The 22,242-nt window shown below is 61.6% G+C and carries 18 protein-coding genes and 1 pseudogene; 15 read left to right on the top strand and 4 right to left on the bottom strand.

From position 1 onward, the window contains the following. Window positions 1–161: 161 nt before the first annotated feature. The 8 genes and pseudogenes from xsc (at window position 162) to AiwAL_RS09800 (ending at window position 10,090) form a co-directional block, all read left to right on the top strand. Window positions 162–1,937 (top strand): sulfoacetaldehyde acetyltransferase, encoded by a 1,776-nt coding sequence (xsc, locus tag AiwAL_RS09835; protein WP_262312628.1) that lies wholly within the window; start codon window positions 162–164, stop codon window positions 1,935–1,937. Between the two features lies 1 nt (window position 1,938). Further along, window positions 1,939–2,756 (top strand): annotated as a pseudogene (locus AiwAL_RS09830) (IS5 family transposase). A gap of 367 nt (window positions 2,757–3,123) precedes the next feature. Continuing rightward, window positions 3,124–3,849, top strand: coding sequence for an IclR family transcriptional regulator (locus AiwAL_RS09825; protein WP_262312627.1), 726 nt, complete (start codon window positions 3,124–3,126; stop codon window positions 3,847–3,849). Between the two features lie 117 nt (window positions 3,850–3,966). After that, window positions 3,967–4,977, top strand: coding sequence for a phosphate acyltransferase (locus tag AiwAL_RS09820; RefSeq protein WP_262312626.1), 1,011 nt, complete (start codon window positions 3,967–3,969; stop codon window positions 4,975–4,977). A gap of 42 nt (window positions 4,978–5,019) precedes the next feature. Further along, window positions 5,020–6,444: an acylating sulfoacetaldehyde dehydrogenase gene (gene sauS / locus AiwAL_RS09815; protein WP_262312625.1), complete on the top strand. Its 1,425-nt coding sequence runs from the start codon at window positions 5,020–5,022 to the stop codon at window positions 6,442–6,444. A gap of 23 nt (window positions 6,445–6,467) precedes the next feature. Then, the gene (locus AiwAL_RS09810) at window positions 6,468–7,595 is read left to right on the top strand and encodes a succinate--CoA ligase subunit beta (protein WP_262312624.1); all 1,128 of its coding nucleotides are present in this window, start codon (window positions 6,468–6,470) and stop codon (window positions 7,593–7,595) included. Beyond that, complete coding sequence (locus AiwAL_RS09805) at window positions 7,592–8,512, top strand: CoA-binding protein (protein WP_262312623.1); 921 nt, start codon at window positions 7,592–7,594, stop codon at window positions 8,510–8,512. Before AiwAL_RS09810 ends, AiwAL_RS09805 begins: the two co-directional genes overlap by 4 nt. A gap of 144 nt (window positions 8,513–8,656) precedes the next feature. Next, window positions 8,657–10,090, top strand: a complete 1,434-nt coding sequence (locus AiwAL_RS09800) for an MFS transporter (protein WP_262312622.1) — start codon at window positions 8,657–8,659, stop codon at window positions 10,088–10,090. A gap of 55 nt (window positions 10,091–10,145) precedes the next feature. On the opposite strand, the gene AiwAL_RS09795 is transcribed toward AiwAL_RS09800, so the two are convergent. Both AiwAL_RS09795 and AiwAL_RS09790 read right to left on the bottom strand, forming a co-directional pair. Continuing rightward, window positions 10,146–10,919 (bottom strand): SDR family NAD(P)-dependent oxidoreductase, encoded by a 774-nt coding sequence (locus AiwAL_RS09795; protein ID WP_262312621.1) that lies wholly within the window; start codon window positions 10,917–10,919, stop codon window positions 10,146–10,148. A 28-nt stretch (window positions 10,920–10,947) separates the two neighbouring features. Further along, on the bottom strand, window positions 10,948–11,856 hold the full coding sequence (locus AiwAL_RS09790; RefSeq protein ID WP_262312620.1) for an IclR family transcriptional regulator: 909 nt from the start codon (window positions 11,854–11,856) through the stop codon (window positions 10,948–10,950). A gap of 104 nt (window positions 11,857–11,960) precedes the next feature. Between AiwAL_RS09790 and AiwAL_RS09785 the strand changes: the two genes are divergently transcribed. From AiwAL_RS09785 to AiwAL_RS09770, 4 genes are read left to right on the top strand one after another with little or no spacing between them, the layout of a single operon-like run. Further along, complete coding sequence (locus AiwAL_RS09785) at window positions 11,961–13,307, top strand: acetyl/propionyl/methylcrotonyl-CoA carboxylase subunit alpha (RefSeq protein ID WP_262312619.1); 1,347 nt, start codon at window positions 11,961–11,963, stop codon at window positions 13,305–13,307. Continuing rightward, window positions 13,300–14,760, top strand: coding sequence for a pyruvate carboxylase subunit B (locus AiwAL_RS09780; protein ID WP_262312618.1), 1,461 nt, complete (start codon window positions 13,300–13,302; stop codon window positions 14,758–14,760). Before AiwAL_RS09785 ends, AiwAL_RS09780 begins: the two co-directional genes overlap by 8 nt. 27 nt (window positions 14,761–14,787) lie before the next feature. After that, entirely contained in the window at window positions 14,788–15,612 is an 825-nt protein-coding gene (locus AiwAL_RS09775; RefSeq protein ID WP_262312617.1) for a 3-keto-5-aminohexanoate cleavage protein, read from the top strand. 9 nt (window positions 15,613–15,621) lie between these two features. Continuing rightward, on the top strand, window positions 15,622–16,089 hold the full coding sequence (locus tag AiwAL_RS09770) for a biotin/lipoyl-containing protein (RefSeq protein WP_262312616.1): 468 nt from the start codon (window positions 15,622–15,624) through the stop codon (window positions 16,087–16,089). Between the two features lie 4 nt (window positions 16,090–16,093). Here AiwAL_RS09770 and AiwAL_RS09765 read toward each other — a convergent pair whose 3' ends face one another. Beyond that, a complete protein-coding gene (locus AiwAL_RS09765) occupies window positions 16,094–16,393 on the bottom strand; it encodes a hypothetical protein (protein ID WP_262312615.1) in 300 nt (99 codons plus the stop codon). A 178-nt stretch (window positions 16,394–16,571) separates the two neighbouring features. Next, window positions 16,572–17,999 (bottom strand): MFS transporter, encoded by a 1,428-nt coding sequence (locus AiwAL_RS09760; protein WP_262312614.1) that lies wholly within the window; start codon window positions 17,997–17,999, stop codon window positions 16,572–16,574. Between the two features lie 249 nt (window positions 18,000–18,248). Here AiwAL_RS09760 and AiwAL_RS09755 point away from each other — a divergent pair, with 249 nt between their 5' ends. From AiwAL_RS09755 to AiwAL_RS09745, 3 genes are all read left to right on the top strand, one after another. Beyond that, window positions 18,249–19,670, top strand: coding sequence for an MFS transporter (locus tag AiwAL_RS09755; protein WP_262312613.1), 1,422 nt, complete (start codon window positions 18,249–18,251; stop codon window positions 19,668–19,670). Between the two features lie 333 nt (window positions 19,671–20,003). After that, the gene (locus AiwAL_RS09750) at window positions 20,004–20,900 is read left to right on the top strand and encodes a 3-keto-5-aminohexanoate cleavage protein (RefSeq protein ID WP_262312612.1); all 897 of its coding nucleotides are present in this window, start codon (window positions 20,004–20,006) and stop codon (window positions 20,898–20,900) included. 190 nt (window positions 20,901–21,090) lie between these two features. Further along, window positions 21,091–21,873, top strand: a complete 783-nt coding sequence (locus tag AiwAL_RS09745; RefSeq protein ID WP_262312611.1) for a 3-hydroxybutyrate dehydrogenase — start codon at window positions 21,091–21,093, stop codon at window positions 21,871–21,873. Window positions 21,874–22,242 lie beyond the last annotated feature (369 nt).

The following is a 22,242-nucleotide window of genomic DNA, read 5'->3' as shown; positions in this document are numbered from 1 at the left end:
GGTGGTGATTTGGGGACGGTGGACAAAAATTCCGTACAACGGAATAATATGTTTGATTGAATGAGAACAATTGATCTCCGGGCTTCGTTGTGCAACATTCTGGCGGATCTCGCGCTGGATGTGTCGCACGAGTGAAATTCAAATGCGGAGAGGAATACGTAATGAAAATGACCACGGAAGAAGCCTTCGTGAAGGTTCTCCAGATGCACGGCATCGAACATGCGTTCGGCATCATAGGTTCCGCCTTCATGCCGATTTCGGACCTGTTCCCGCAGGCCGGGATCACCTTCTGGGACGTGGCGCACGAGACCAATGGCGGCCTGATCTGCGACGGCTATACCCGCTCCACTGGCAAGATGGGCATGGCGATCGCCCAGAACGGCCCGGGCGTGACCGGTTTCGTCACCGCGATCAAGACGGCCTACTGGAACCACACGCCGATGCTGCTGGTCACGCCGCAGGCGGCGAACCGCACGATCGGGCAGGGCGGTTTCCAGGAAGTCGAGCAGATGGCGCTGTTCCGCGACATGGTCTGCTACCAGGAGGAAGTGCGCGACCCGGCGCGTGTGCCGGAGGTGCTCAACCGCGTCATCATGAAGGCGAAGCGTCTGTCGGCCCCCGCGCAGATCAACATTCCCCGCGATTACTGGACCCAGGTGATCGACGTGCCGCTGCCCGCCGCCGTCGAGTTCGAGCGGCCGTCCGGCGGTGCGAAGGCGATCGCCGAGGCGGCGAAGCTGCTTTCAGCGGCGAAGTTCCCGGTTATTCTTTCCGGCGCCGGCGTCGTGCTGGCCAACGCAATTCCGGCCTGTGCCGCGCTTGCCGAACGGCTCGATGCGCCGGTCTGCAACAACTACCAGCATAACGACAGCTTCCACGGCAGCCATCGCCTTGCCGTCGGCCCGCTCGGCTACAACGGCTCGAAAGCGGCGATGGAGCTTGTCACCAAGGCCGACGTCGTGCTCGCGCTGGGTACCCGCCTCAACCCGTTCTCCACGCTGCCGGGCTATGGCATCGACTACTGGCCGAAGGATGCGCAGATCATCCAGGTGGACATCAACGCCGACCGCATCGGCCTGACCAAGCCGGTGGCGGTCGGTATCTGCGGCGATGCGAAGCTGGTGGCGGAAAGCATCCTCGCCCAGCTTTCGGAGACCGCCGGGGACCAGGGGCGCGATGATCGCAAGGCGCTGATCCACCAGACCAAATCGGCTTGGCTGCAGACGCTTTCCGGCCTCGACCACGAGGTAGACGATGACGGCACCTCGTGGAACCATGATGCCCGCGAGCGCGACAAGGATCGCATGTCGCCGCGCCAGGCTTGGCGAGCCATCCAGGCCGGCATGCCGCGCGATGCCATTATCTCGAGCGACATCGGCAACAACTGCGCGATCGGCAACGCCTATCCGACGTTCGAGCAGGGGCGGAAATATCTGGCCCCCGGCCTGTTCGGCCCGTGCGGCTACGGCTTTCCCTCGATCATCGGCGCCAAAATCGGCAACCCCGACGTGCCCTGCATCGGCTTCGCCGGCGACGGCGCCTTCGGCATCTCGATGAGCGAGATGAGCTCGATCGGGCGCCAGGAATGGCCGGCGATCACCATGGTGATCTTCCGCAACTATCAGTGGGGTGCGGAGAAGCGCAACACGACGCTGTGGTATGACAACAACTTCGTCGGCACCGAGCTTGATCCGCACCTGAGTTACGCGAAGGTCGCCGAGGGTTGCGGCCTGAAGGGCGTTACCGCAACGACGCAGGCCGAGCTGACCGAGGCGTTGCGCGAGGCGTGCGCGGCGCAGGCCAAGGGCGTCACCACCTTTATCGAAGTGGTTCTGAACCAGGAACTCGGCGAGCCGTTCCGCCGCGATGCGATGAAGAAACCCGTCGTCGTGGCCGGTATCAAGCGCGAGGACATGCGCCCGCAGGCCGTCGGCTAGCGTGATCGGTTCAGGCCGATCACGCTCTACTTATATTTTGGCCACCAGGATATCGCGCCGTGGCCGACCGCGCTCGGTATCGTTGCGGGTGATCGTGGAGGCGATCCTGTACATGCTGGCGACCGGATGCCAATGGCGTCAGATCCCGAGGGAATTCGCGCCTTTCACCACGGTGCAGGCGTATTTCTACCGCTTCTGCCACGACGGCACCCTGGAACGCATCAACCACGCCCTTGTCATGATGGCCCGAGAATTGGCTGGTCGTGAGCCTTCCCCCACTGCCGGGGTGATCGACAGCCAGTCAGTGAAGACCACCGAAACGGGCGGACCGCGCGGGTTCGATGCCGGAAAGAAAATCAAGGGCCGCAAGCGCCACATCATCACCGACACGCTCGGTCATCTGGTCGGGCTTGTCATCCACCCCGCCGATATCCAGGACCGCGACGGCGCCGTGCGGGTGCTCAACGCCGTTCGCTCGCTGTATCCGTGGCTCCGACACGTCTTCGCCGACGGCGGATATGCCGGCCCGAAGCTGAAGGGGCGCCTCGCCAAAATCGGCACCTGGACCATGCAGATCGTCAAACGCTCCGACAAGGCCACAGGTTTTGAACTCCTGCCTCGCAGGTGGGCGGAAGCAGCGAAGTTCCGCCGGCGTAAGCCGGTGGAAAGCTGCTGGAGGGCGTCGAAAGAACCTTCGCTTGGCTCGGCAGATGCCGCCGCCTCGCCAAGGATTTCGAGGCAACCATCGCCAGCGCCACAGCGTGGCTCCTCCTTGCCCATATCCGCCTGCTCACAAGAAAAATCACCCGCCAGCGGTAGCCACACTACCATTCAGAGTCGAGCTCTGAAAGCCGGCATTCCGATGCCTGCTTGCGTCCATAATTGTTTCCGTTCCCTGTGCTTGTTGCGCCACAATCAGCATCATCTTTCGGATAAAATTCTCTCATTTATCACATTGAAATTGACGTATCGCTCGCTTTGTATCAATCTATAATAGGTTTTATACCGCAGAACGGAAATGACATTGGCTCAGATAGTGCTTGGGGAGCGGCGTCGGCGCACCCGCAACAATAAGCCGGTCGAGACTGGTTCGGTGCGGGAGCCGGGGTTGGCGACACTCGTCGATTCTGTTCCCGATATCCCGGCCGAACGGAGCAATCCGGGTGTTTTCCTGCGGTCTTTCGCGGTGCTCGATTATGTCGTCCGTGCTGGCCGCCCGGTACTGGCTGTCGATATCGCGACCCATCTCGGCCTACCGAAGCCGACCGTCTACCGCATGATAGAGCAGTTCGAAGCGGAAGGGTTCCTGCAGCGCCAGTTCATGAGCCGGCACCTGGCGATCGGTCCGCGTTTGACGGGGTTTGCTTTTGATACGCTGCGCAGTTCGGTGCAATACGCGCCGCGGCGCCAGATACTGAACGCCCTGGTCGCGAAGGTCGGCGAGACCTGTAATGTCGGGGCTCTCGACGGGAGCGAGATCGTCTATTTCGACCGGGTTGAAGCGACACATTGCGCATTGCAGCTGCATTTCCATGTCGGCTCGAAAGTGCCGCTGCACTGCACTGCCATCGGCAAGCTCTTTCTTGCTTTCCTGCCGGAAGCGAAGAGCGCGCCGTTGATCGAACAGATCGCCTTCGAATCGTACACCCGGACGACCATCACCACGAATGCCGCGCTGCGGGCGGAACTCGATGGCGTGCGCCGTGACGGCCTTGCGCTCGATCGTGAGGAATATCTCACCGGTGTCGTCTGCCTTGCGGCGCCGATCTTCAACGCAAGGCAGGACATCACGGCCGGCATAGCGATTCAGGCCCCTGCGGCGCGCATGCCGGTTTCAGATGTCTATCGGCACCGCGCTGTCCTGCTGGAAGCCGCACGGGCGCTTTGCGAGAGTCTGATGCTCACTGAATAGATTGGCCCGCCGGAAGGCGGGCAGGAGGAGGAAAGTTCAGATGATGCCAACGAAGGCCGGTATCTCCCATCCCTCGTGCACGAGTGGCAGCTTCGTCGCCGGGCCCGTCGTCAACTGATGACCGGAACCGAGGCGCTCGAAACGCGGACCCACGAGACTGAGGGGGCTTGGCCGTCCGCCGGGGCGGCGGGCGGCTATCTCTGCCCGCCCGATCTGCTGTTGCGTGCTCGCGAGCGCGGCCCCACACCGATGGCGGTTGCCGCGGCCGGTGCATCCGACGTGCTGCAAAGCGTCTGCCTGGCCGCCTCGTTCGGTCTGGTCGAGCCCATCCTTGTCGGCGACCCGGCTGCAATCGGGGCCGTGTTGAGTAAGGAGGCCTCGCCGCCGGCGTTCCGCATTGTCCCCGCCATGACCGAGGCCGATGCCGCGCGGCTTGCCGTCGGCCTCGTCACCACGGGCGAGGCGCGGCTGCTGATGAAGGGGCACCTGCATACCGATGCCCTGATGCGCGCGGTGCTCGACCGCGCCGCTGGGCTACGCCCGCCCGGCAGCCGGCTCAGTCATGTCTTCGTCATGCGCTGGCCCGGCGCGGTGCACCACCTACTGATCACCGACGCCGCGCTGAACGTCGCGCCCGATCCTGAAACGACTCTTCATATTGTCCGCCATGCCATTCGAGTGGCGAAGACCGTGGGGATCGCGCATCCGCGCATCGCTATGCTGTCGGCGAGCGAGACGGTGAACGCCGCGATGCCGAGTTCCGTCGCCGCCGGTGCCTTCGCGGCATCTTTCTGCGAGGAGGCCGAGCGGTCTGGCTGCAGCATTACCGGTCCCCTGGCGCTCGACATCGCGCTGTCCCCGGAATCGGCGGCGCTGAAGGACATGGCCGGCGATGCCGTGGCCGGGCGGGCGGATGTGCTGATCGTGCCGAACATCGAGACCGGCAACACTCTGTTCAAGGCACTGGTGCATCTGCTGCACGCGACCGCCATCGGCGTCGTGCTCGGGGCCACGGTGCCGGTTGTCCTCACTTCCCGTGCCGACCCGATGGAGGCGAAGCTCGCCTCCATCGCGCTCGCGCAACTGCTTTCCCCGCAACCCGCCGAAATGCGAGCCACGAACAACTGACCTGCAAGACCAAACCTGATGACCAAGGAGCAAACCAGAACGATGGATCAACCGAATCTCTACCCGGAACAGGCGTCCGCCGCGTCCGTCATCGCACCGTTCATCGAGCGCGGCCGCGCCGCCATGGCCGCGATCGCCGATGCCGACCAGACGCGGACCGACGAACTCGTCATTGCGCTCGCTTGGTCGCTCTACCGTCCCGACCGCGCCGAGGCGCTTGCGCAACTCGCCGTGCAGGATACCGGGCTCGGCAACGCGCGCGACAAGGTGACCAAGAACCAGCGCAAGACCTTCGGCACGCTACGTGACCTACTGCGCGCGAAATCGGTCGGCATGATCGAGGAGGACAAGGCTCGCGGCATCGTCAAGTTTGCGAAGCCGATCGGCGTCGTCGGCGCCGTCACCCCGTCGACCAACCCGTCCGCGACCGCGGTGAACAAGGCGATGATGGCGCTCAAGGGCCGCAACGCCATCGTCATCGCGCCCTCGCCCGCCGGCACGAAGACCACGATGGTGACGGTCGAGGGCATGCGGGCGGAACTTGTCCGCATCGGCGCGCCGGCGGATCTGGTGCAGATCCTGCCGTCGCCCGCCTCGAAGCAGATGACGCAGGCGCTGATGGAAGCGGCGGACCTTGTCGTCATCACCGGCTCGCAGGACAATGTACGCCGCGGCTATCGCAGCGGCACGCCGGCGATCGGCGTCGGGGCCGGCAACGTCCCCGTCATCATCGACGAGACGGCGGACCTCGATGACGCGGCCCGCAAGATCGCCGCCTCGAAGACCTTCGACAACTCGACCTCCTGCTCGGCGGAGAATGCGCTCGTCATCGTCAACGCCGTCTACGAGGACGCTTTCGCCGCGCTCGCACGTGCCGGCGGCTATCGCTGCACGCCGGCGGAAGCGAAGCGGATCGAGGGCATCCTCTGGCAGAACGGCAAGCTCAACCGCGACCTCATCGCCCGCGACGCGTCAGTTCTGGCCGAAGCCTTCGGCCTGCCGGAGGCGGCGAAGTCGGCACGGTTCTTCCTCGTCGAGGAAACCGGCATCGGTCGCGCGCATCCGTTCTCGGGCGAGAAACTCTCCCTTGTGCTCACCGTCTACCGCGCGAAGGATATCGACAACGCCACCGGGACGGTGCGCGCCATTCTCGACCACCAGGGACGCGGCCATTCCTGCGGCATCCACACGAAGGAGCTCTCCCGCGCCCGCCGCCTCGCCGAGGAACTCGACGTCGTGCGCGTGCTGGTGAATTTCGCCCATACTTTCGGCAATGGCGGCGGGTTCGACAGCGGGCTCGAGTTCACGCTGAGCATGGGCTGCGGCTCGTGGCAGAAAAACTCGATCAGCGAGAACCTGAACTACCGGCATTTCCTCAACGTCACCCACCTCGTCACGCCGATACCGGAAGACAAGCCGACGGAGCAGGAACTGTTCGGCTGCTACTTGGAAAAATACGGCGAATGAAAACGGGAGCGCAAGGAAAATCCATGAATCTGCTTGAACATCACGCAAAGGCGCTCGTCCTCGCACCCGCCGGCATCCCGCTGCTCGATGGTGCCTTCTGCAGCACTGTCGACGAGGTAGTCACCGCCGCAAGGTCGCACGGCCCCTGCGTCATCAAGGCACAGGTACCTGCTGGCAAGCGCGGCAAGGCCGGCGGTATCCGCTTGGCGCAGACGCCAGAGGAAGCCCGCGCGGCGGCCGAGGCGATCATCGGCATGACGATCGACGGCCATCGCACCGAGGCGGTGCTGGTCGAACAACTCGCGCCGATTGCACGGGAATTCTATATCTCGGTCCTGCATGCCCCGCACGAGCGCGGTTCGCTCGTGCTTTTCGCCGCAGAAGGCGGCATGGATATCGAGGAGATCGCAGCCGAGAGGCCGGACGCGATCCGCCGCCACCTGGTCGACACGCCGGACAGTTTCGGCAAGGCCGATGCGATGGCGATGCTGAACGGCCTCGGCCTCGGCGCGCAGCAGGAGAAGATCGCCGATATCCTGGTCGCACTTTACAGGCGTTACCGTGAAACCGATGCCGAACTCATCGAGATCAATCCGCTGGCCGAGCTGAAGGATGGCCGTGTCATAGCGCTCGACTGCAAGTTCTCGCTCGATGACGCCGCTGTTTTCCGCCAGCAGGACATCGCTGCCGTGGCGGCGTCGGACCAGATGACCAGGCTGGAATCCGAAGCGGCCGCGCTTGGCCTCAAGTTTATCGAACTCGAAGGCGGCGTCGGCATTCTCGCCAACGGCGCGGGTCTGACGATGACGACGATGGACGTCGTCTCCTATCAGGGTGGCAAGCCGGCGAACTTCCTCGAGATTGGCGGCGATGCCTATACCAAGGCGGAACCGGCGCTGAAGCTGCTGCTCTCCAATCCCGGCGTGCGTTCGCTGGTCGTCAATTTCTGCGGCGCCTTCGCGCGCACTGACGTGATGACCCGCGGCGTCATCGACGCTTGGCGCAGCCTATCACCCGAAATCCCCGTCTTCTTCTCGGTGCATGGCACCGGCGAGGACGAAGCTGTCGCACTCATCCGGGAGGAATTCAACGTGGAACCCTTCGATCTGATGGAAGACGCGGTACAGGCCGCGATCGGGGCCGCCCGATGAGCGGCTTCCCGATCATCCGCCGGTCCGACCGCATCCTCGTCCTCGGCATGACGGGCGGGCAGGGCACGTTCTGGTCCGAACGCATGAAAGAAGCTGGCACGCGCATCGTTGCAGGCGTCAATCCGAAGCGTGCCGGCACGACCCATCTGAACCTCCCGGTCTTCGCCACGGCGAAGGAGGCTGTGGCGAAGATGGCGGTAGACGTCGCCGTGATGTTCGTGCCGCCCGCGCTCGCCGGCACCGCCGCACTCGACGTGATCGATGCCGGTATTTCCGGCCTCGTCATGCTGACCGAACACATCCCGTCGCATGACATGCTCACCGTCTTCGCCCGCGCGAAGGCGGCGGGTACGTGCATTGTCGGCCCTAACACCGCTGGGCTGGTGACGCCGGGCGAGGCCTTCGTCGGCATCATGCCGGGGCACAACGCCAATGTCTTCAAGCCGGGATGCGTGGGCGTGATCTCGCGCAGCGGCAGTCTCGGCACGCTGATCTGCCTCAACCTCACCCGCGCCGGGCTCGGCCAGTCGAGCTTCGTCGGCATCGGCGGTGACCCGATGATCGGCACGACCACGCTCGACGCGCTGAAGGCACTCGACGGCGACGAGCGGACCGAGGCAGTGGTGATGGTCGGCGAGATCGGCGGCGGCATGGAGGAAGAAGCGGCGATCTATGCGGCGACGATGCAGAAGCCTGTTGTCTCCTTCATCGCCGGCCGCGCCGCGCCGCCGGGCCGCCGCATGGGCCATGCCGGCGCGATCGTCGCCGGCAATGCCGGCAGCTACGCCGGCAAGCGCGCGGCGCTGGAGGCGGCGGGCGTCACCGTCGCCGACACGCCGCGCGGCATCGTCGAGGCTATTGCCGCGCGGCTCACGCCGCAGACGAGGCACAGGCTGGAGCCATCACCGACCAGCTAAGGGTCCGAACTTGAACAACGGGATCTCAAGCATTCTGCGGAAGCTTCGCCGACTTCCTTGAATATCTCAAACCAAGTTGCGGCGCTTATCGAGGCTCGGACCCTAAGCACGCCGGCACAAAGGAGGAACGCACAAATGATAAGAATGGAAGAAAGGGTCGCGGCTCAGGCGGAAATCGCCGCGCGGCTCGAACGGCTGCCGGTCACGCTGCTCACGTGGCGCATCGTCATCATCGCCGGCCTCGCCTGGTTCACCGAGGCGCTGAGCATCGGTTCGCTCGGCGTCTCGCTACCCGCGCTGCGCGAGACCCTGCACCTGACGCCGAGCGATGTCGGCGCGCTGGTCGCGTTCCAGACCTTCGGCGTCGTCATCGGCCTGATCCCGGCCGGGCGCCTCGCCGACAGATATGGGCGAAAGCGCATACTGATCGGCGGCATCGTCTGGTACAGCGTTTTCACCTTCCTCTGTGGCCTCGTGCCGGGGTACCACTCGCTGCTCTGGGTTCGCTTCGCCGCCGGCCTCGGCATGGGCGCGATCTTTCCGTTGCCCTATGCCATCGTCAGCGAATTCGTCCGCAAGCAGCACAGGACGATGTTCAACGGCTTCATGGACGCGTGTCTGTCGATCGGCTACTTCATCGCGCCGCTGCTCGGCTTCGTGGTGTTCCCGAACTTCGATCCAACGATGTCCTGGCGCATCTTCTTCATGATCGCCGCGAGCCCGATCATCTACGCCGCTGCTGTCTATTGGCTGCTGCCGGAAAGCCCGCGCTGGCTCGCCCGCAAGGGCCGCCTCGCCGAGGCGGAGGCTGGGATCGCGCAACTCGAGGCGAAGGCGCTGCAGGCGACCGGCAGGCCGCTGCCACCGCCGGAAATCCCGGTCCCGGGCGCCGAGCCCACAGTCGTCTCAGGCCGCTTTTCTCAGCTTTTCGGGCCGGCGCTGATCGGGCGCACGATCACCCGCAGTATCTCCGCGACGGGCGTGTTCTTCATGTTCTACGTCGTCATGACCTATATGCCGACGATCTTCGTCTCCCACGGCTTCAAGTTCGCGACCTCACTGATCTTCACGGCGATCATCACAGCAGCCGCCATTCCAGGCAAGCTGGCGAATGGCTGGCTGGCCGAACGTCGTGGCCGGCGCACCGCCTATGTGACCTTCATGGGCGCGGCCGGCATCGGCGCGGTGTTCTTCGCCATAGCCGGCTCGGTGACGAGCAGCGTTCTCTTTGCCTGCGTCATGTCCTTCTTCGGAACCGGCGCCTTCCCGGCACTGAAGATGTCCTTCGCTGAGCAGTACCCGATCGATCTGCGTGCGACGGGTTCCGCGACGGTCGAGGCGGTGTCGCGCTTCTTCGGCGGCGTCGTCGGCGCCTATGTCCTGCCGGTGCTGCTGCACCGGGAAGGCCAGGCGATCAGCTTCGTTATCATCGCCATCGTCGCCTTCATCGGCGTTGTCACGGAGCTGACCTCGACTGTGGAAACCCAGGGCAAGACGCTGGAGGAACTGGAGCAGGTCATCGGCCACAAGCCCGAAGCCACCCGCAGCCACGAGGTGCGCGCGGGCGACGCGGTCTGACCGTCACGCCACGCGGTGCCGCTCGCCCAATTCAGGCGTGCGGCACACGCGGTCTTCAGGAAATCGTCCGGCCGCCGTCGACATAGAGAACCTGGCCGGTGACGAACCGGCTTCCCGGCGCCAGAAGGAACACGATCGTCGCCAGCAGGTCTTCCGGCGTTCCAAACCGCCGCATCGGAATCCGGGCAAGGGCCGCCTCCCGCGTCGCCGGGTCGCTGACAATCTCCGCCGCCAGCGGCGTCGGCGTAACGGCAGGCCCGAGCGCATTGACCCGCACGCCCGCTTCCGCCCATTCGGTGGCAAGCACCCGCGTCACATGCGCGGCACCGGCCTTGCTCGCCGCATAGGCTGCGTAATTCCGGTTGGCGACGCGGCTGGAGACCGAGGTGATCGTCACGATACTCCCCCGCTCTCGCCGCACCATGCTGGCGCCGGCCGCGCGGGCGAGGCGGAAGGCGCCAGTCAGGTTGATGTCGATCGATCTTTCCCAGTCCGCATCGGCAAGTTCCAGAGCTGACGCCACCCGGTAGATCCCGCTCGCATTCACCAGCCCGTCGATCCCGCCGCATCGTTCCTCGACCTGCCGGATCGCCGCCGCGCAGGATTCCGTCGCGACGACGTCGATCCCGATGCCCGCGGCCCAGCCGCCGGCATCCGCGAGCGTTCGGGCGCAGGCGGCCGCCTTGCCCTCGTCGATATCCGCGATGACAACGCGGGCGGCGCGGCGGCAGAGTTCCCGCGAAATCGGCAACCCCAGCCCGCCGGCGCCGCCGGCGACGAGAACCGCGAGGCCCGCGACCGAGAAGAGAGGATCCTGATCGTCTGCCATTCCTTGCCGTCCTTGTTCCCGCCGCCGCTCAGACAGCGGCTTTCGTTCTCGTGCGCCTTAGCCGCCGTGCCTGCTTCAGCGCCGTCGCGTCCCAGAACGTCCCTTCGATCCTGCGTGCCGCGTCCCGCAGCAGGTCGACATGGTGCAACCCCTGTTCGAGCGACATGCGCGCCACCGGCGCCGATACCGCGATCGCCGCCACCACCTTGCCACCTGGCTCCCGGATGGGAACGGCGACGCAGACGACACCGGCGAGGAATTCCTGGTTGTCGGTGGAAATGCCGCTGGCCTTTATCCGTTCCAACTCCTCTTCGAGTCTCGAGATCTCGACGATCGTGTTCGCAGTGTAGCGATAGAGCGGCGCCGTCCCCAGGATACGCCCCCGGCCTTCCGCCGGCAGGTGGCTGAGAAAGAGCTTGCCCATCGACGTGCAATGCAGCGGCACGCGTGAGCCGGGCTCGAATCGCAGCCCAAAGGGCCACGCAGCCTCCACCCGGTCGAGATAGACGAGAGTGTTCCCCGACAGCACGCCGAGATTGCAGGTCTCGCCCAGCGCTCGCGAAAGCTCTTCCAGGATCGCTCGCCTCGGCGCGAGCCGCACCGAGGTCGCGAGCAGGTCGATCCCCATCCGCGCCAGCCGGTCGCCCGGCCCGTAGCGGCGGGTTCCCGGCTCGCGCGCGAGCAGCCCTTCGTCGATCAGCATGTGCACGATGCGGTGCGCCGTCGGCTGAGGGATATTGAGCCGCGCACTGAATTCCAGAATCCCGAGCGGTTTCCCGGCCTGGGCCACCGCTTCCAAGAAGGCGAAAGGCTTCATCGAAGGCAGGGGGGCCTGACGCTTTCCCGGTGCGTCGTAAGCAACGTCTGACACCGCGGCTGGAGCGGGGCGTTTCGGGTCATCGTGCCCGGTCAGTTTCCGGTCTATTACCTTCGCCATTCTTTTCTCTCATAAGGTGATAAATAAAAACTTGCAATGTGGTTTTTTTACGTCCAAACTGCGTTCGAACATCCATAGCAACGATACAACGTCCCGGGGATCGTGTGAAACGCGTCCTGATCGCAAACAGAGGTGAGATCGCGCTACGTATCGTCCGGGCCTGCCGCAGGCGCGGGGTGCAGTCCATCGCGGTCTATTCCGATGCCGACGAAAACTCCCCCCATGTCTGGGCCGCCGACGAAGCGGTGCGGATCGGGCCAGCTGCCGCGTCTCGCAGCTACCTCGATGCGGGAACCATACTGGAGGTCGCGAAGGCCATGCGGTGTGATGCGCTGCACCCAGGCTATGGTTTCCTATCCGAACGCGCCGCCTTCGCCGCCGATTGCCTCGCCGCGGGCATCGCCTTCGTTGGACCGCCCGCCCGTGCGATCGAATTGATGGGCGATAAGGCCGAGGCGAGGCGGACGGCACTGAAGCACGGCGTCCCCGTCGTCCCCGGTTCCGAGGATGCGTTCCTGGACGCAGCGGCAGCAGCAGTGGAGGCAAAATCGGTCGGTTTCCCCATCCTGCTGAAGGCGCGTGCCGGCGGTGGCGGCCGAGGCATGCGCGTCGTGAAGGAGCCGGAGGCCTTCGTTGCCGCCTTCGCCCAGGCGACTGCCGAGGCCGAAGCGGCGTTCGGCGACGGCGGCGTCTATCTCGAACGTTTCATTAGCCGGATCCGGCATGTCGAGGTGCAGGTCTTCGGCGACACGCAGGGCCGGGTGACGCATCTGCTGGAGCGCGATTGCAGCGTGCAGCGGCGCCACCAGAAGCTGATCGAGGAGGGGCCGTCGCCGGTGCTCGACGAACCGACCCGCCAGGCGATCTGTGCCGCCGCTGTGAAGCTCGCATCAGCCATCGGCTATGTCGGTGCCGGCACCGTCGAGTTCATCTACGAGACCGAAACCAGGGAATTCTACTTCATCGAGATGAACACACGCATCCAGGTCGAGCACCCGGTCACCGAGATGCTCACCGGCACCGATCTCGTGGCCGAGCAGCTCGGCGTCGCCGCCGGCGAGCCGCTCTCCTTCCCCAACCGGCCTTTCACGCCAAAGGGCCATGCCATCGAGCTGCGCATTAACGCCGAAGATCCCGCACGGAATTTCATGCCCTCGCCGGGCCGGCTCACATGCTGGCGTCCGCCCGCGATGCCCGGCGTGCGGATCGACAGCCACGCCTATCGCGGCTACGAGGTTCCGCCTTTCTACGACTCCCTCATCGGCAAGCTCATCGTGCATGGGCAGGACCGCCCGCACTGCATCGCCCGCGCGCGCGACGCGCTCGACTGCTTCGAAGCGGGCGGCATAGCGACCACGATCCCCTTCCTGCGCAAGGTGCTGGCCGCCCCCGCCTTCGTCAACGCCTCCGTCCATACGCGCTGGGTGGAGACGGAGTTCGCCGGTGCCTGACAGCAAACGCAGCATCGGCCTGATCGATGTCACCCTGCGCGACGCGCATCAATGCCTGTGGGCGACGCGCATGACCACCGCGATGATGCGCGATATCGCCCCACGCCTCGACCGCGCCGGCTTCGAGGCGATCGACCTCGTCGGCGGCGCGGTCTTCGACGTCGCAGTGCGCTATCTGCGCGAAGACCCGTGGGAACGGATGCGCCTGCTCTCCTCGTGGATCACGGAAACGCCGCTCATCGTCCACACACGTGGCCAGAGCCTCTTTACGTTTGAATTCTTTCCCGATGATGTGGTGGAACTCGCGGCTGAGCGGTTCGCTGCCAACGGCATGCGCTACCATACGCCCTATGACGCGCTGAACGACATCCGAAATCTCGAAATCCCGGTCAGGGCGGCGAAGCGCCATGGTCTCTATGTCGCGGCCGGGCTGGTCTATACGTTCAGCCCGGTCCACACCGACGCCTATTACACCGAAAAAGCCCGTCAGCTCATCGCCCTCGATGTCGATGCCATCTTCCTCAAGGATGCCAGCGGCTTGCTGACGCCGGAACGGGTGGCGACGCTGGTGCCGGCCGTCAAGGACGTGCTGGGCGACCGCCCGCTGCAGATCCACACCCACTGCAATTCCGGCCTCGCCCCTTATGTCGTGCTTCAGGCAGTCGAGCACGGGGTCGACGTGATCCATACTGCGACCTCCACCCTCGCTAACGGCGTCTCCCATTCGCCGACCGAGCTGGTGGCGGCCAACCTTCGCCGCCGCGGCTACGACGTGCCAGTGGATCTCGCCCCGGTCCGCGAGGTTGCCGAACGCCTGGTCTACATCGCCGAGAAGGAAGGCAAACCCGTCGGCACACCAAACGAATACGACGAGTTCCACTTCCGCCACCAATGCCCCGGCGGCATGGTCTCCAACCTCGCCTACCAGCTCGAAACGATGGGGCTGCGGGATCGGCTGGACGATATCCTCGAGGAAGCCTGGCACGTCCGCGAGGATCTCGGCTATCCGATCGTCGTCAGCCCCTTCGCGCAGTACATCGTGACCCAGGCGGTGCTCAACGTCGTTGGCCGCGATCACGGCCGCCAGCGCTACGATACCGTGCCGGACGAAATCCGTCTCTATGTCCGCGGCGGCTACGGTGAGATCGCCGGGACGATCGAGGCCAATCTCTACGACAAGATCACCCGCGGTGTGGCACCGATCACCGAGCGACCGGGCGCCGACCTGCCGCCGGGCCTCGCGCGCATCCGGGCGGCGCGCGGCCCCTTCGCGTCGGACGACGATCTCCTGTTAGCTGCCTTCTACGACGACTCCCAGTATCGCGCTTTGAAGGAAAACGGCCCGATCGACGTGGAATACCCGATCATGAGCACGCCACTGGCGACCCTGCTGAAAGAGATCAGTAACCGGCCGTCGATCCGGTCCTTCCATTTCCGACAAACCGGCGCATAGGCGCACTGCATTGCGAAAGTTCGTACGATGAAGCCAATCATCATTACTACCGCGATCACGGGCGCGATCCCGCGCAAGAAGGACAATCCCGCCGTCCCCATCACTCCGACGGAACAGATCGAGTCCACCCACGCCGCCTACGAGGCCGGTTCGGCCCTCGTGCACATCCATGTGCGCGACGCCCAGGAAAATCCGTCTTCCTCGCCGGAGCTTTTCGCCCAGGTGCAGGAGGGGGTGCGCAAGCACTGCCCCGGCATGATCATTCAGTTCTCGACCGGCGGGCGCGGGCGGGAAGCGTCACAGCGCGGCGCGAGCCTCTACCTGAAGCCGGACATGGCCTCGCTCACCACCGGGTCCTGCAATTTCCCGACGCAGATCTATGAGAACGACCCTGCTTTCATCGAACAACTCTGTCGCTCAATGCAGACCTACGGCATCAAGCCCGAGATCGAGGTGTTCGATGTTGCCATGCTCTACAACGCCATCGCACTCGCGAAGAACGGTCTAATCGCCGAGCCCCTGCACGTCCAGTTCGTCATGGGGGTGAAGAACGCGATGCCGGTCCGCCGCGCCCTCCTCGAATTCCTGCTCTCGGAACTGCGTGCACTCTGCCCGACGGCGACATGGTCCGCCCTCGGCATGGCACGCCATCAGCTCGAAGTGAACCGCTGGTGTCTCGAACTCGGCGGCCACACCCGCACCGGCCTCGAAGACAATGTCCGCTTCGACAAGACGCGCCTCGCTGCAAGCAACGCCGAACTGGTGCAGCTTGTCGCCGAGGCCGCCGCCGAATACGATCGCCGGTCGGCAACCCCGGCGGAGGCACGCTCAATCCTCGGACTTGCTGAATAGGAGGCAAAATTGGCGCTGACCTACAAAGACGTCGCCGACATCATCAAAATCATCGATGCAAGCCAGTGCGACGAGGTGATCGTCGAACTCGCGGACACGAAGATCGTCGTCCGCCGCAGCACGGGTGCGCCGGCCCCGCAGCCGCAGCTGCAAAGGCCGCCGCAGATGCCGCCTCCCGCCGAGGCGAAACCGGCTGTGGCATCTGCGTCGTCCGACACCGATGCCGGCACGGATGGCGCCATCCTCCGCTCGCCGATGACCGGCACGTTCTACCGCGCACCGTCGCCGAAGGACCCGCCTTTCGTCGATGTCGGCAGCGCCGTAAAGAAAGGCGACATACTCTGCACCATCGAGGTGATGAAGCTCTTCACCACGATCCTGGCCGAAGCCGAGGGCATTGTGACCCGCATCTACACGCAGAACGCTGAGCTTGTGCAGATTGACCAGCCGCTGTTCCGGATCGTTGCTGCGGCCTGACCGGTCATTCCGCACCCGCCACCGGAACGCTCCGCCCCGTCCCCGCACCGCCCAGCCTCGGCGCCACCGGCGCGAACCGCATCGCGCTCACCGCGGTGAAGCTGATCAGGCTGAAGATCACCATGTAGATCACGACATACCATGGCGCCCTGTGATTGGCACTGAGCAGACTGGTGGCGATCAGCACCTCCCATGGCTCCGATCGGCCGTAGCTCTGCATCAGCCAGAAGGAAATCGCTGTCGTCACCGCCATCAGAAGGCAGCCGGCGCCGAACACCCGCTTGAGCCCGAGCCTGTCGGCCAACTGCAATCAGGCCAAGCGGCACGCTGAGTTGTGGCCAGCTCCCGTAGAAACTCTTACGCCCCGCCGGCGCGTGCTCGATCGCCATTAGGCTCGCCCGTCATCAAGCCGATCAAGCACTCGATCTGGTTGAGCAGATTCGCAACCGCGAGACATCGCCAACACCATCCGGGGGGCAATTTCACGGCGGCGATCTACGAGATGTCGAATAGACGGAAACGTCCGTCCCTGTCTCCTCGACACTGATGCCGGAGGTTTGTGTTCCCATGAACAGGATCGGGATCAAGCACAACTCCGTCAACAGTGCCAGGATCACGAACAATCTCGTGAGCCCCACGGTATTCAGTAGGATCGGGATAAAGTAGACCAACACAACACCGGTTAAGAATCGCGCCACGCTCTCTCCGAACATGGACCCAGTCGCCCGCAACCTCGTCGGGAACTGTTCCGCCATATAGAGCTTCGAGGGCGGAAAGCCGGCGTAGACGAAGAACCAGGTAAACGCGGCGGCCAGAATAACCACCCCTCGGGACACGTCCTGTAGGCCGAGCGCCGCAGTTGAGATCGCGGCGATCGTCATCACAACGAAATGCGTGGCCCGGCGGCCGAATTTGTCTCCAACTAGACCGACGAGAATATTTGAGATGATGCCCAGCACGATCAAAGCGCTCGTGTAGAGAAGGGCATTGTGCTTGGTCGCCCCCATGCGATGAAGGATCGTGGGCCCGTAGATCGTGATCACGTAGAACACGACGAAAGGTGACAGCAAGGCTGAGAACGATACGAAGCAACGCTGCAAGTAGGGGCGCTTCAAAAGATCGAGAACGCTGACCCGCCTTCCCTCCGTAACCTGGAGCACGCGAAGGGATTTCTCGTCGACAAGCGTGGTATCGTGAGGCAATCCACTTTCATTTTCAAGCCGCTCGACGAAGGCTTGGACAGCATCGGGCCTGCCCTTCTTGAGTAGAATCCGTGGTGATTCCGGCAGAAACTTCCAGATGACCGGCACGATGAGGATTGGAGCCGCACCAATCAGAAGTAGCACACGCCACGCAACATTGGATGGGAACGCTCTCAGTACCCAGGCTCCTGCGAGCGTGTTCAGTGCGTAGGCGAGCCCAAGAAGCGAATTGGATAGGCCCACCGCTGTTCCGCGCCACTTCTTGTTCACAAACTCGGAAAGAAGCAGGTAGGGAACCGGGAAGACCGCACCTTGGCCAAGGCCCGCGATGAAGCGGAAAATTGCCAATTCATAATAGTTAGAGGAATCGGCACTTACCATCGTGAATATCGAAAACGTGCAAATCCCAGCTATGAGTACTCCCTTGCGGCCATAGATATCGGCAAGCCGGCCCGCGGGAAGCAAGCCAAGAACGATTCCAAAAGTCCCCGAGCTTGCGATCAAGCCCACGCTTTTCGGCTGCAAATGCCAGTTCGACTTTAGGAGCAGGATGACCGGTGCAATGATGCCAATGTCGAATGCCTCGAGAATCCAAACCAACCCAAGTAGAACGATTAGCCACCCAATGGTTCGGTTGATGGGAATTCTGTCGAGCCGCGCGAGTAAGTTTTCGTCTCGAAGTATGTGTGACCTGTCACCTTCTGTCATTTTTGCCCTCCTGGCCCCGAGATTCTGAACCAAACGTATGATCCTCCCGCCAGATTCTGAGCGACCAATTAATCAAATTTTCGGGATATTTTATCTCGCAGAATGGATTAGAATTGACAATACGCGATTTCGGTATCATTCTGCAAGAAAAAATTAATCTATGCGCCGAATGCAATCTGATCTGGGTAAAGTCGGACAAGATCGGCAGTTCGTGTGGAGCAACGGGGTCGAAACATGCGGGACAGAGAAGTGCTGGAAACAGTTGTGATTCGTTCTCCGATGGATGTGAATAGATTCATTAACTCGCATCGGCAAAGTAGTTTTACATGGGCTATAGTACTGATTGCTCTTGGTGGGATTTTTATTGACGCTTACGATTTCACGAGTCTTGGTATTGGCGTCGTACAAATAAAAAAAGCCTTTGATCTTACGCCATTTGCTGTGGGTGGCGTAACCGCCATTATGGCGTTTGGTGCTTTTTTGGGTGCGCTTTCAGGTGGCTACTTCACCGACAAGGTTGGTCGGTTAAGAATGTTTTTAGTGGATCTTATGTGCTTGGTCGTTGCAGCAATAGGAGCTGCGCTATCGACTAATTTTGCGATATTGCTTATTTTCCGCTTTTTGATGGGTATTGGAGTAGGCCTCGATTTCCCCGTAGCCCTAAGTTTCATTTCCGAATTCGTTGCAGAGAGACGCCGGGGGAGCGCCGTTAATCTCTGGCTTGTAGTATGGCTCGTTGCTACCATGTCCACGGGACTAATTATACTCCCGTTTTATTTTGCTGGGGTCGGCAATAACTTGTGGCGAGTTGCTGTCGGTTTCGGGGCCGTGCCAGCGTTTGTTATCTTGCTGCTCCGATATCGATTCATGGACGAGAGCCCGCTGTGGGCAGCCCGTAACCTTAGTCTTCCAGAAGCGGCGCGGATTCTCGAAAGAACATACGGGGTATTTGTAAAAATTGACCCAGCAGATAAACACGCCCCACCTCGTGCACGTGTGGACTTCCTTGAGATATTTCACCCACAATTTTTAAGAACAACATTGATCGTTACGATTATAGCTATCGCGGAAAGTCTGGAATATTTTGCAATCGGGTTCAATATTCCAACGATCGTTGTTAAAGTCTTCGGAGCGAGTTTTCTCTACGCAATTATGGGGCTGCTGCTTTTCAACGCAATTGGTCTTGTGGGTGCGGGCATACTTGTTGCATATACACAAAGACTTGGACTTCGCCGCCTTGGTATATTTGGTTTTTTACTTGTCCTGGTGTCTTTGTTGACCCTTTGGGCAGGGGGCCGCCATTTGGGTGTGACCCTCACAGTAATTTTGATGGGAACTTTCATAGTCGGCCATATGATGGGTCCTGCTCCCTTGGCGGTCACTACGGCAGCACTAGCGTATCCCACACGTATCCGGGGAGTTGGGAATGGCTGGAGCCAAAGCATGGTGCGGATCGGTAGCATCTGTGGGTTCTTTAGCTTTCCCGTTCTCGTGGCCGCTATCGGCTTCTATGATACATTGATTGTAATTGCCGGGGCGCCCCTGGCGGGCCTTCTTGCCACGCTTGCTATGCGAACGGAACCGGTTTGGCATGATGCGGATATCGAGGATGAACTCGTCGCGGACACGTTGACTCCTTCAGGAGGTCTCGGACTTGCCTCCGTGGAGTAACCGTGGGGCCGCACACATAAGCCTTGGTGCCCTTCCTTCTGCCTGCTGCTGTTGGCACGTGGAGCCAACAGTCTCGCAGGGGCGCGACACCACATTCAATTTTCCCGCCAAACAGCATGCCCTTCAACCATGATGGCCAGGTGCCAGTCATGTTCCGTCGATCCGTCGTCGAAGCACCATCTAATACATGTGAGTGCCCGTCACGATTCCCTGGGAGTCGCCACATCTTGAGAATCTCTGTCATCACGCAAGGCGACAGAATTCAACGGTTCTTGCGTGTGCCCGAAGCTGATGGTTCGGGCGATATATTTCACTTCTAGGAGGAAGCAGTCGATGAAACCGGACGTCACAAAACTCGACAAAGTGATTATTACCGTCGCAACTACCGGCGGTCTGCATGGGAAAGAGGCCAATCCGGCGCTACCCGAGCAACCAAAAGAGATCGTTCAAGCAATGCATGATTGCTACAATGCAGGGGCGTCGATCGCGCATCTGCACGTGCGTGATCCGCAAGGGATAACCACATCCTCGCTGGATAAATATCACGAAGTCCTCCATGGTATCACCGACACGTGTCGAGCAATGATTACCCAGGTAGGAAATGGGATAGGCGTACGGTATGTAGACGGACCCAACAGACCCGGATTAGGCTTCACGCAAGAAGAACGGATGGCGCTACTAAATCTCACCCCCCGCCCAGATATGCTCACGGTTAATGCTGGAACTTTCCATTTTCAGCACAAATTTACGGAATTCCTATTCGACAACTCTAAAGCTTGGAACACCCAGTTTATCAAAGGGTGTAACGAACGTGGGATTCAGAACGAGTTCGAGGTCTACGATCTCAGCCACATCGCAAACATTATGAAGCTTGTTGATGCCGGTGTCGTGACCGGCCCGCTGCATTTCAGTTTAGTGATCGGGATCGATGGCGGCATTCCCGCATCACCTCAAAATTTAATGACCATGATCGATGCGTTGCCCGAAGGAAGCAGCTGGCAAGTAGTCTGCATTGGGCGATACCAGTTGCCCCTTTCGATGATGGTACTTGCCATGGGAGGTAACATACGTGTCGGGACCGAGGACAATGTCTACTATCACCAAGGGGTTTTGGCCGTCAGCAATGCGCAATTGGTTGAACGTGCAGTTCGCATCGCTCGCGAGCTAGGGCGCGAAATTGCCACACCTGAAGAAGCACGAGCAATGATGCAGATGAGCACGGCGCAGTAGACGGGAACCCACGCATCCCTTGCGATGGGCGAAGACTATTTTGCTCAAATTTGATAACGTCCCGTGATTGGTTGAGTCGGGTGGCGAGTTCGGCAGCCTATGACGCCGGACCAATGCCGACAGTGATGTGCCAATACCAACCAGTTAGTAAGGATTTGTCGCAGATCATTTCCCTTAAGGGAGGCCAAGAATGAGACTCAAGAATAAATCTGCTATTGTAACAGGCGCAGGGGCCGGAATAGGCAAGAAAATCGCGGTTGTTTTTGCCCGAGAAGGAGCAAACGTTTGTGTTGCTGATGTCGATATGAGTGGGGCCGAGACGACCGCCCGCGAAATTAGACTGGACGGCGGTATCGCGATCGCCCAGCGAATGGACGTTACGAACGAGGTACAGGTCAACGAAGTGACCGATAGGGTTGCGATAGAATTCGAGGGGATAGACATCCTAGTTTCGAATGCGGGCACCCAACATCTCGATACGATCGCCGATTTAACCTTCGAAAACTGGAAGAGGGTGCTTGCTGTGCACTTGGATGGAGCCTTCCTAACCACAAAAGCTTGCCTTCGGCATATCCGCGCCCGGAAGCGCGGAGGCAGCATTATTTTGATGGGTTCGGTTCATTCTTATATGTCTTCGGTGCAGAAGGGGCCTTATGTCGTGGCTAAACATGGCCTAATCGGCTTATGCCGAACCCTGGCGAAAGAGGGTGCATCATACGGATTACGTGCAAACGCCATTTGTCCTGGAGTCGTGCGCACAGGACTGATCGAACGTCAAATTCCCGCTCTCGCCCGGGAACGGGGTGTTCCTGAAGAGCAAGCCCTAGAAGAGGTTTTTCTTCAGCATACCGTCGACGGCGAATTTACAACTGAATCAGAACTAGCTGAAGTTGCGGTGTTTTTAGCTTCGTTTCCCACCAATGCGCTTACCGGGCAATCAGTCTGCGTAAGCCACGGCATGTTCATGCTTTGAAGGATTCCCAGATGCCGTAATGGGCCGGCGGCCAAAGCTATAGGCGGCGTGGTGGCTGTCCCCCAGAGTGATGGTGTGTTGAACGGGGTCCGAATGGGTCGGCCCCAAGCATCATCGAGGAACAACCATAGAGTATTATGTTGGAATTGACGTGGTGGCGTCGCGGCGTGTGTGGAAATTCTGGGTGGCGTAATCTCCGGGTGAGTTCAACCACCAGACTCGGCGTTCGAGCGCCGATGGAGATCACACCTCCGGCAGCTTTCCATCGGCTACGCCGACGGAACCTTTGCTGCCTCCGCCATGGAGAAGAATAGCACAACGCCGCCGGAAGGCAGCCTGTTTGATGGGACGGCTTGGTTCGACCCGATC

The sequence above is a fragment of the Acidiphilium sp. AL genome, from assembly GCF_025499445.1.
GTDB lineage: Bacteria > Pseudomonadota > Alphaproteobacteria > Acetobacterales > Acetobacteraceae > Acidiphilium > Acidiphilium iwatense.
Note: the sequence above shows the minus strand (reverse complement) of the source record. Positions and strands in the feature narration are given on the sequence as shown.

What these genes read in the sequence shown, in the direction of transcription:
- xsc (WP_262312628.1), top strand. Translation starts at nt 162, where the DNA reads ATGAAAATGACCACGGAAGAAGCCTTCGTGAAGGTTCTCCAGATGCAC.
- AiwAL_RS09820 (WP_262312626.1), top strand. Translation starts at nt 3,967, where the DNA reads ATGACCGGAACCGAGGCGCTCGAAACGCGGACCCACGAGACTGAGGGG.
- sauS (WP_262312625.1), top strand. Translation starts at nt 5,020, where the DNA reads ATGGATCAACCGAATCTCTACCCGGAACAGGCGTCCGCCGCGTCCGTC.
- AiwAL_RS09810 (WP_262312624.1), top strand. Translation starts at nt 6,468, where the DNA reads ATGAATCTGCTTGAACATCACGCAAAGGCGCTCGTCCTCGCACCCGCC.
- AiwAL_RS09805 (WP_262312623.1), top strand. Translation starts at nt 7,592, where the DNA reads ATGAGCGGCTTCCCGATCATCCGCCGGTCCGACCGCATCCTCGTCCTC.
- AiwAL_RS09800 (WP_262312622.1), top strand. Translation starts at nt 8,657, where the DNA reads ATGGAAGAAAGGGTCGCGGCTCAGGCGGAAATCGCCGCGCGGCTCGAA.
- AiwAL_RS09795 (WP_262312621.1), bottom strand. Translation starts at nt 10,919, where the DNA reads ATGGCAGACGATCAGGATCCTCTCTTCTCGGTCGCGGGCCTCGCGGTT.
- AiwAL_RS09790 (WP_262312620.1), bottom strand. Translation starts at nt 11,856, where the DNA reads ATGGCGAAGGTAATAGACCGGAAACTGACCGGGCACGATGACCCGAAA.
- AiwAL_RS09775 (WP_262312617.1), top strand. Translation starts at nt 14,788, where the DNA reads ATGAAGCCAATCATCATTACTACCGCGATCACGGGCGCGATCCCGCGC.
- AiwAL_RS09760 (WP_262312614.1), bottom strand. Translation starts at nt 17,999, where the DNA reads ATGACAGAAGGTGACAGGTCACACATACTTCGAGACGAAAACTTACTC.
- AiwAL_RS09750 (WP_262312612.1), top strand. Translation starts at nt 20,004, where the DNA reads ATGAAACCGGACGTCACAAAACTCGACAAAGTGATTATTACCGTCGCA.
- AiwAL_RS09745 (WP_262312611.1), top strand. Translation starts at nt 21,091, where the DNA reads ATGAGACTCAAGAATAAATCTGCTATTGTAACAGGCGCAGGGGCCGGA.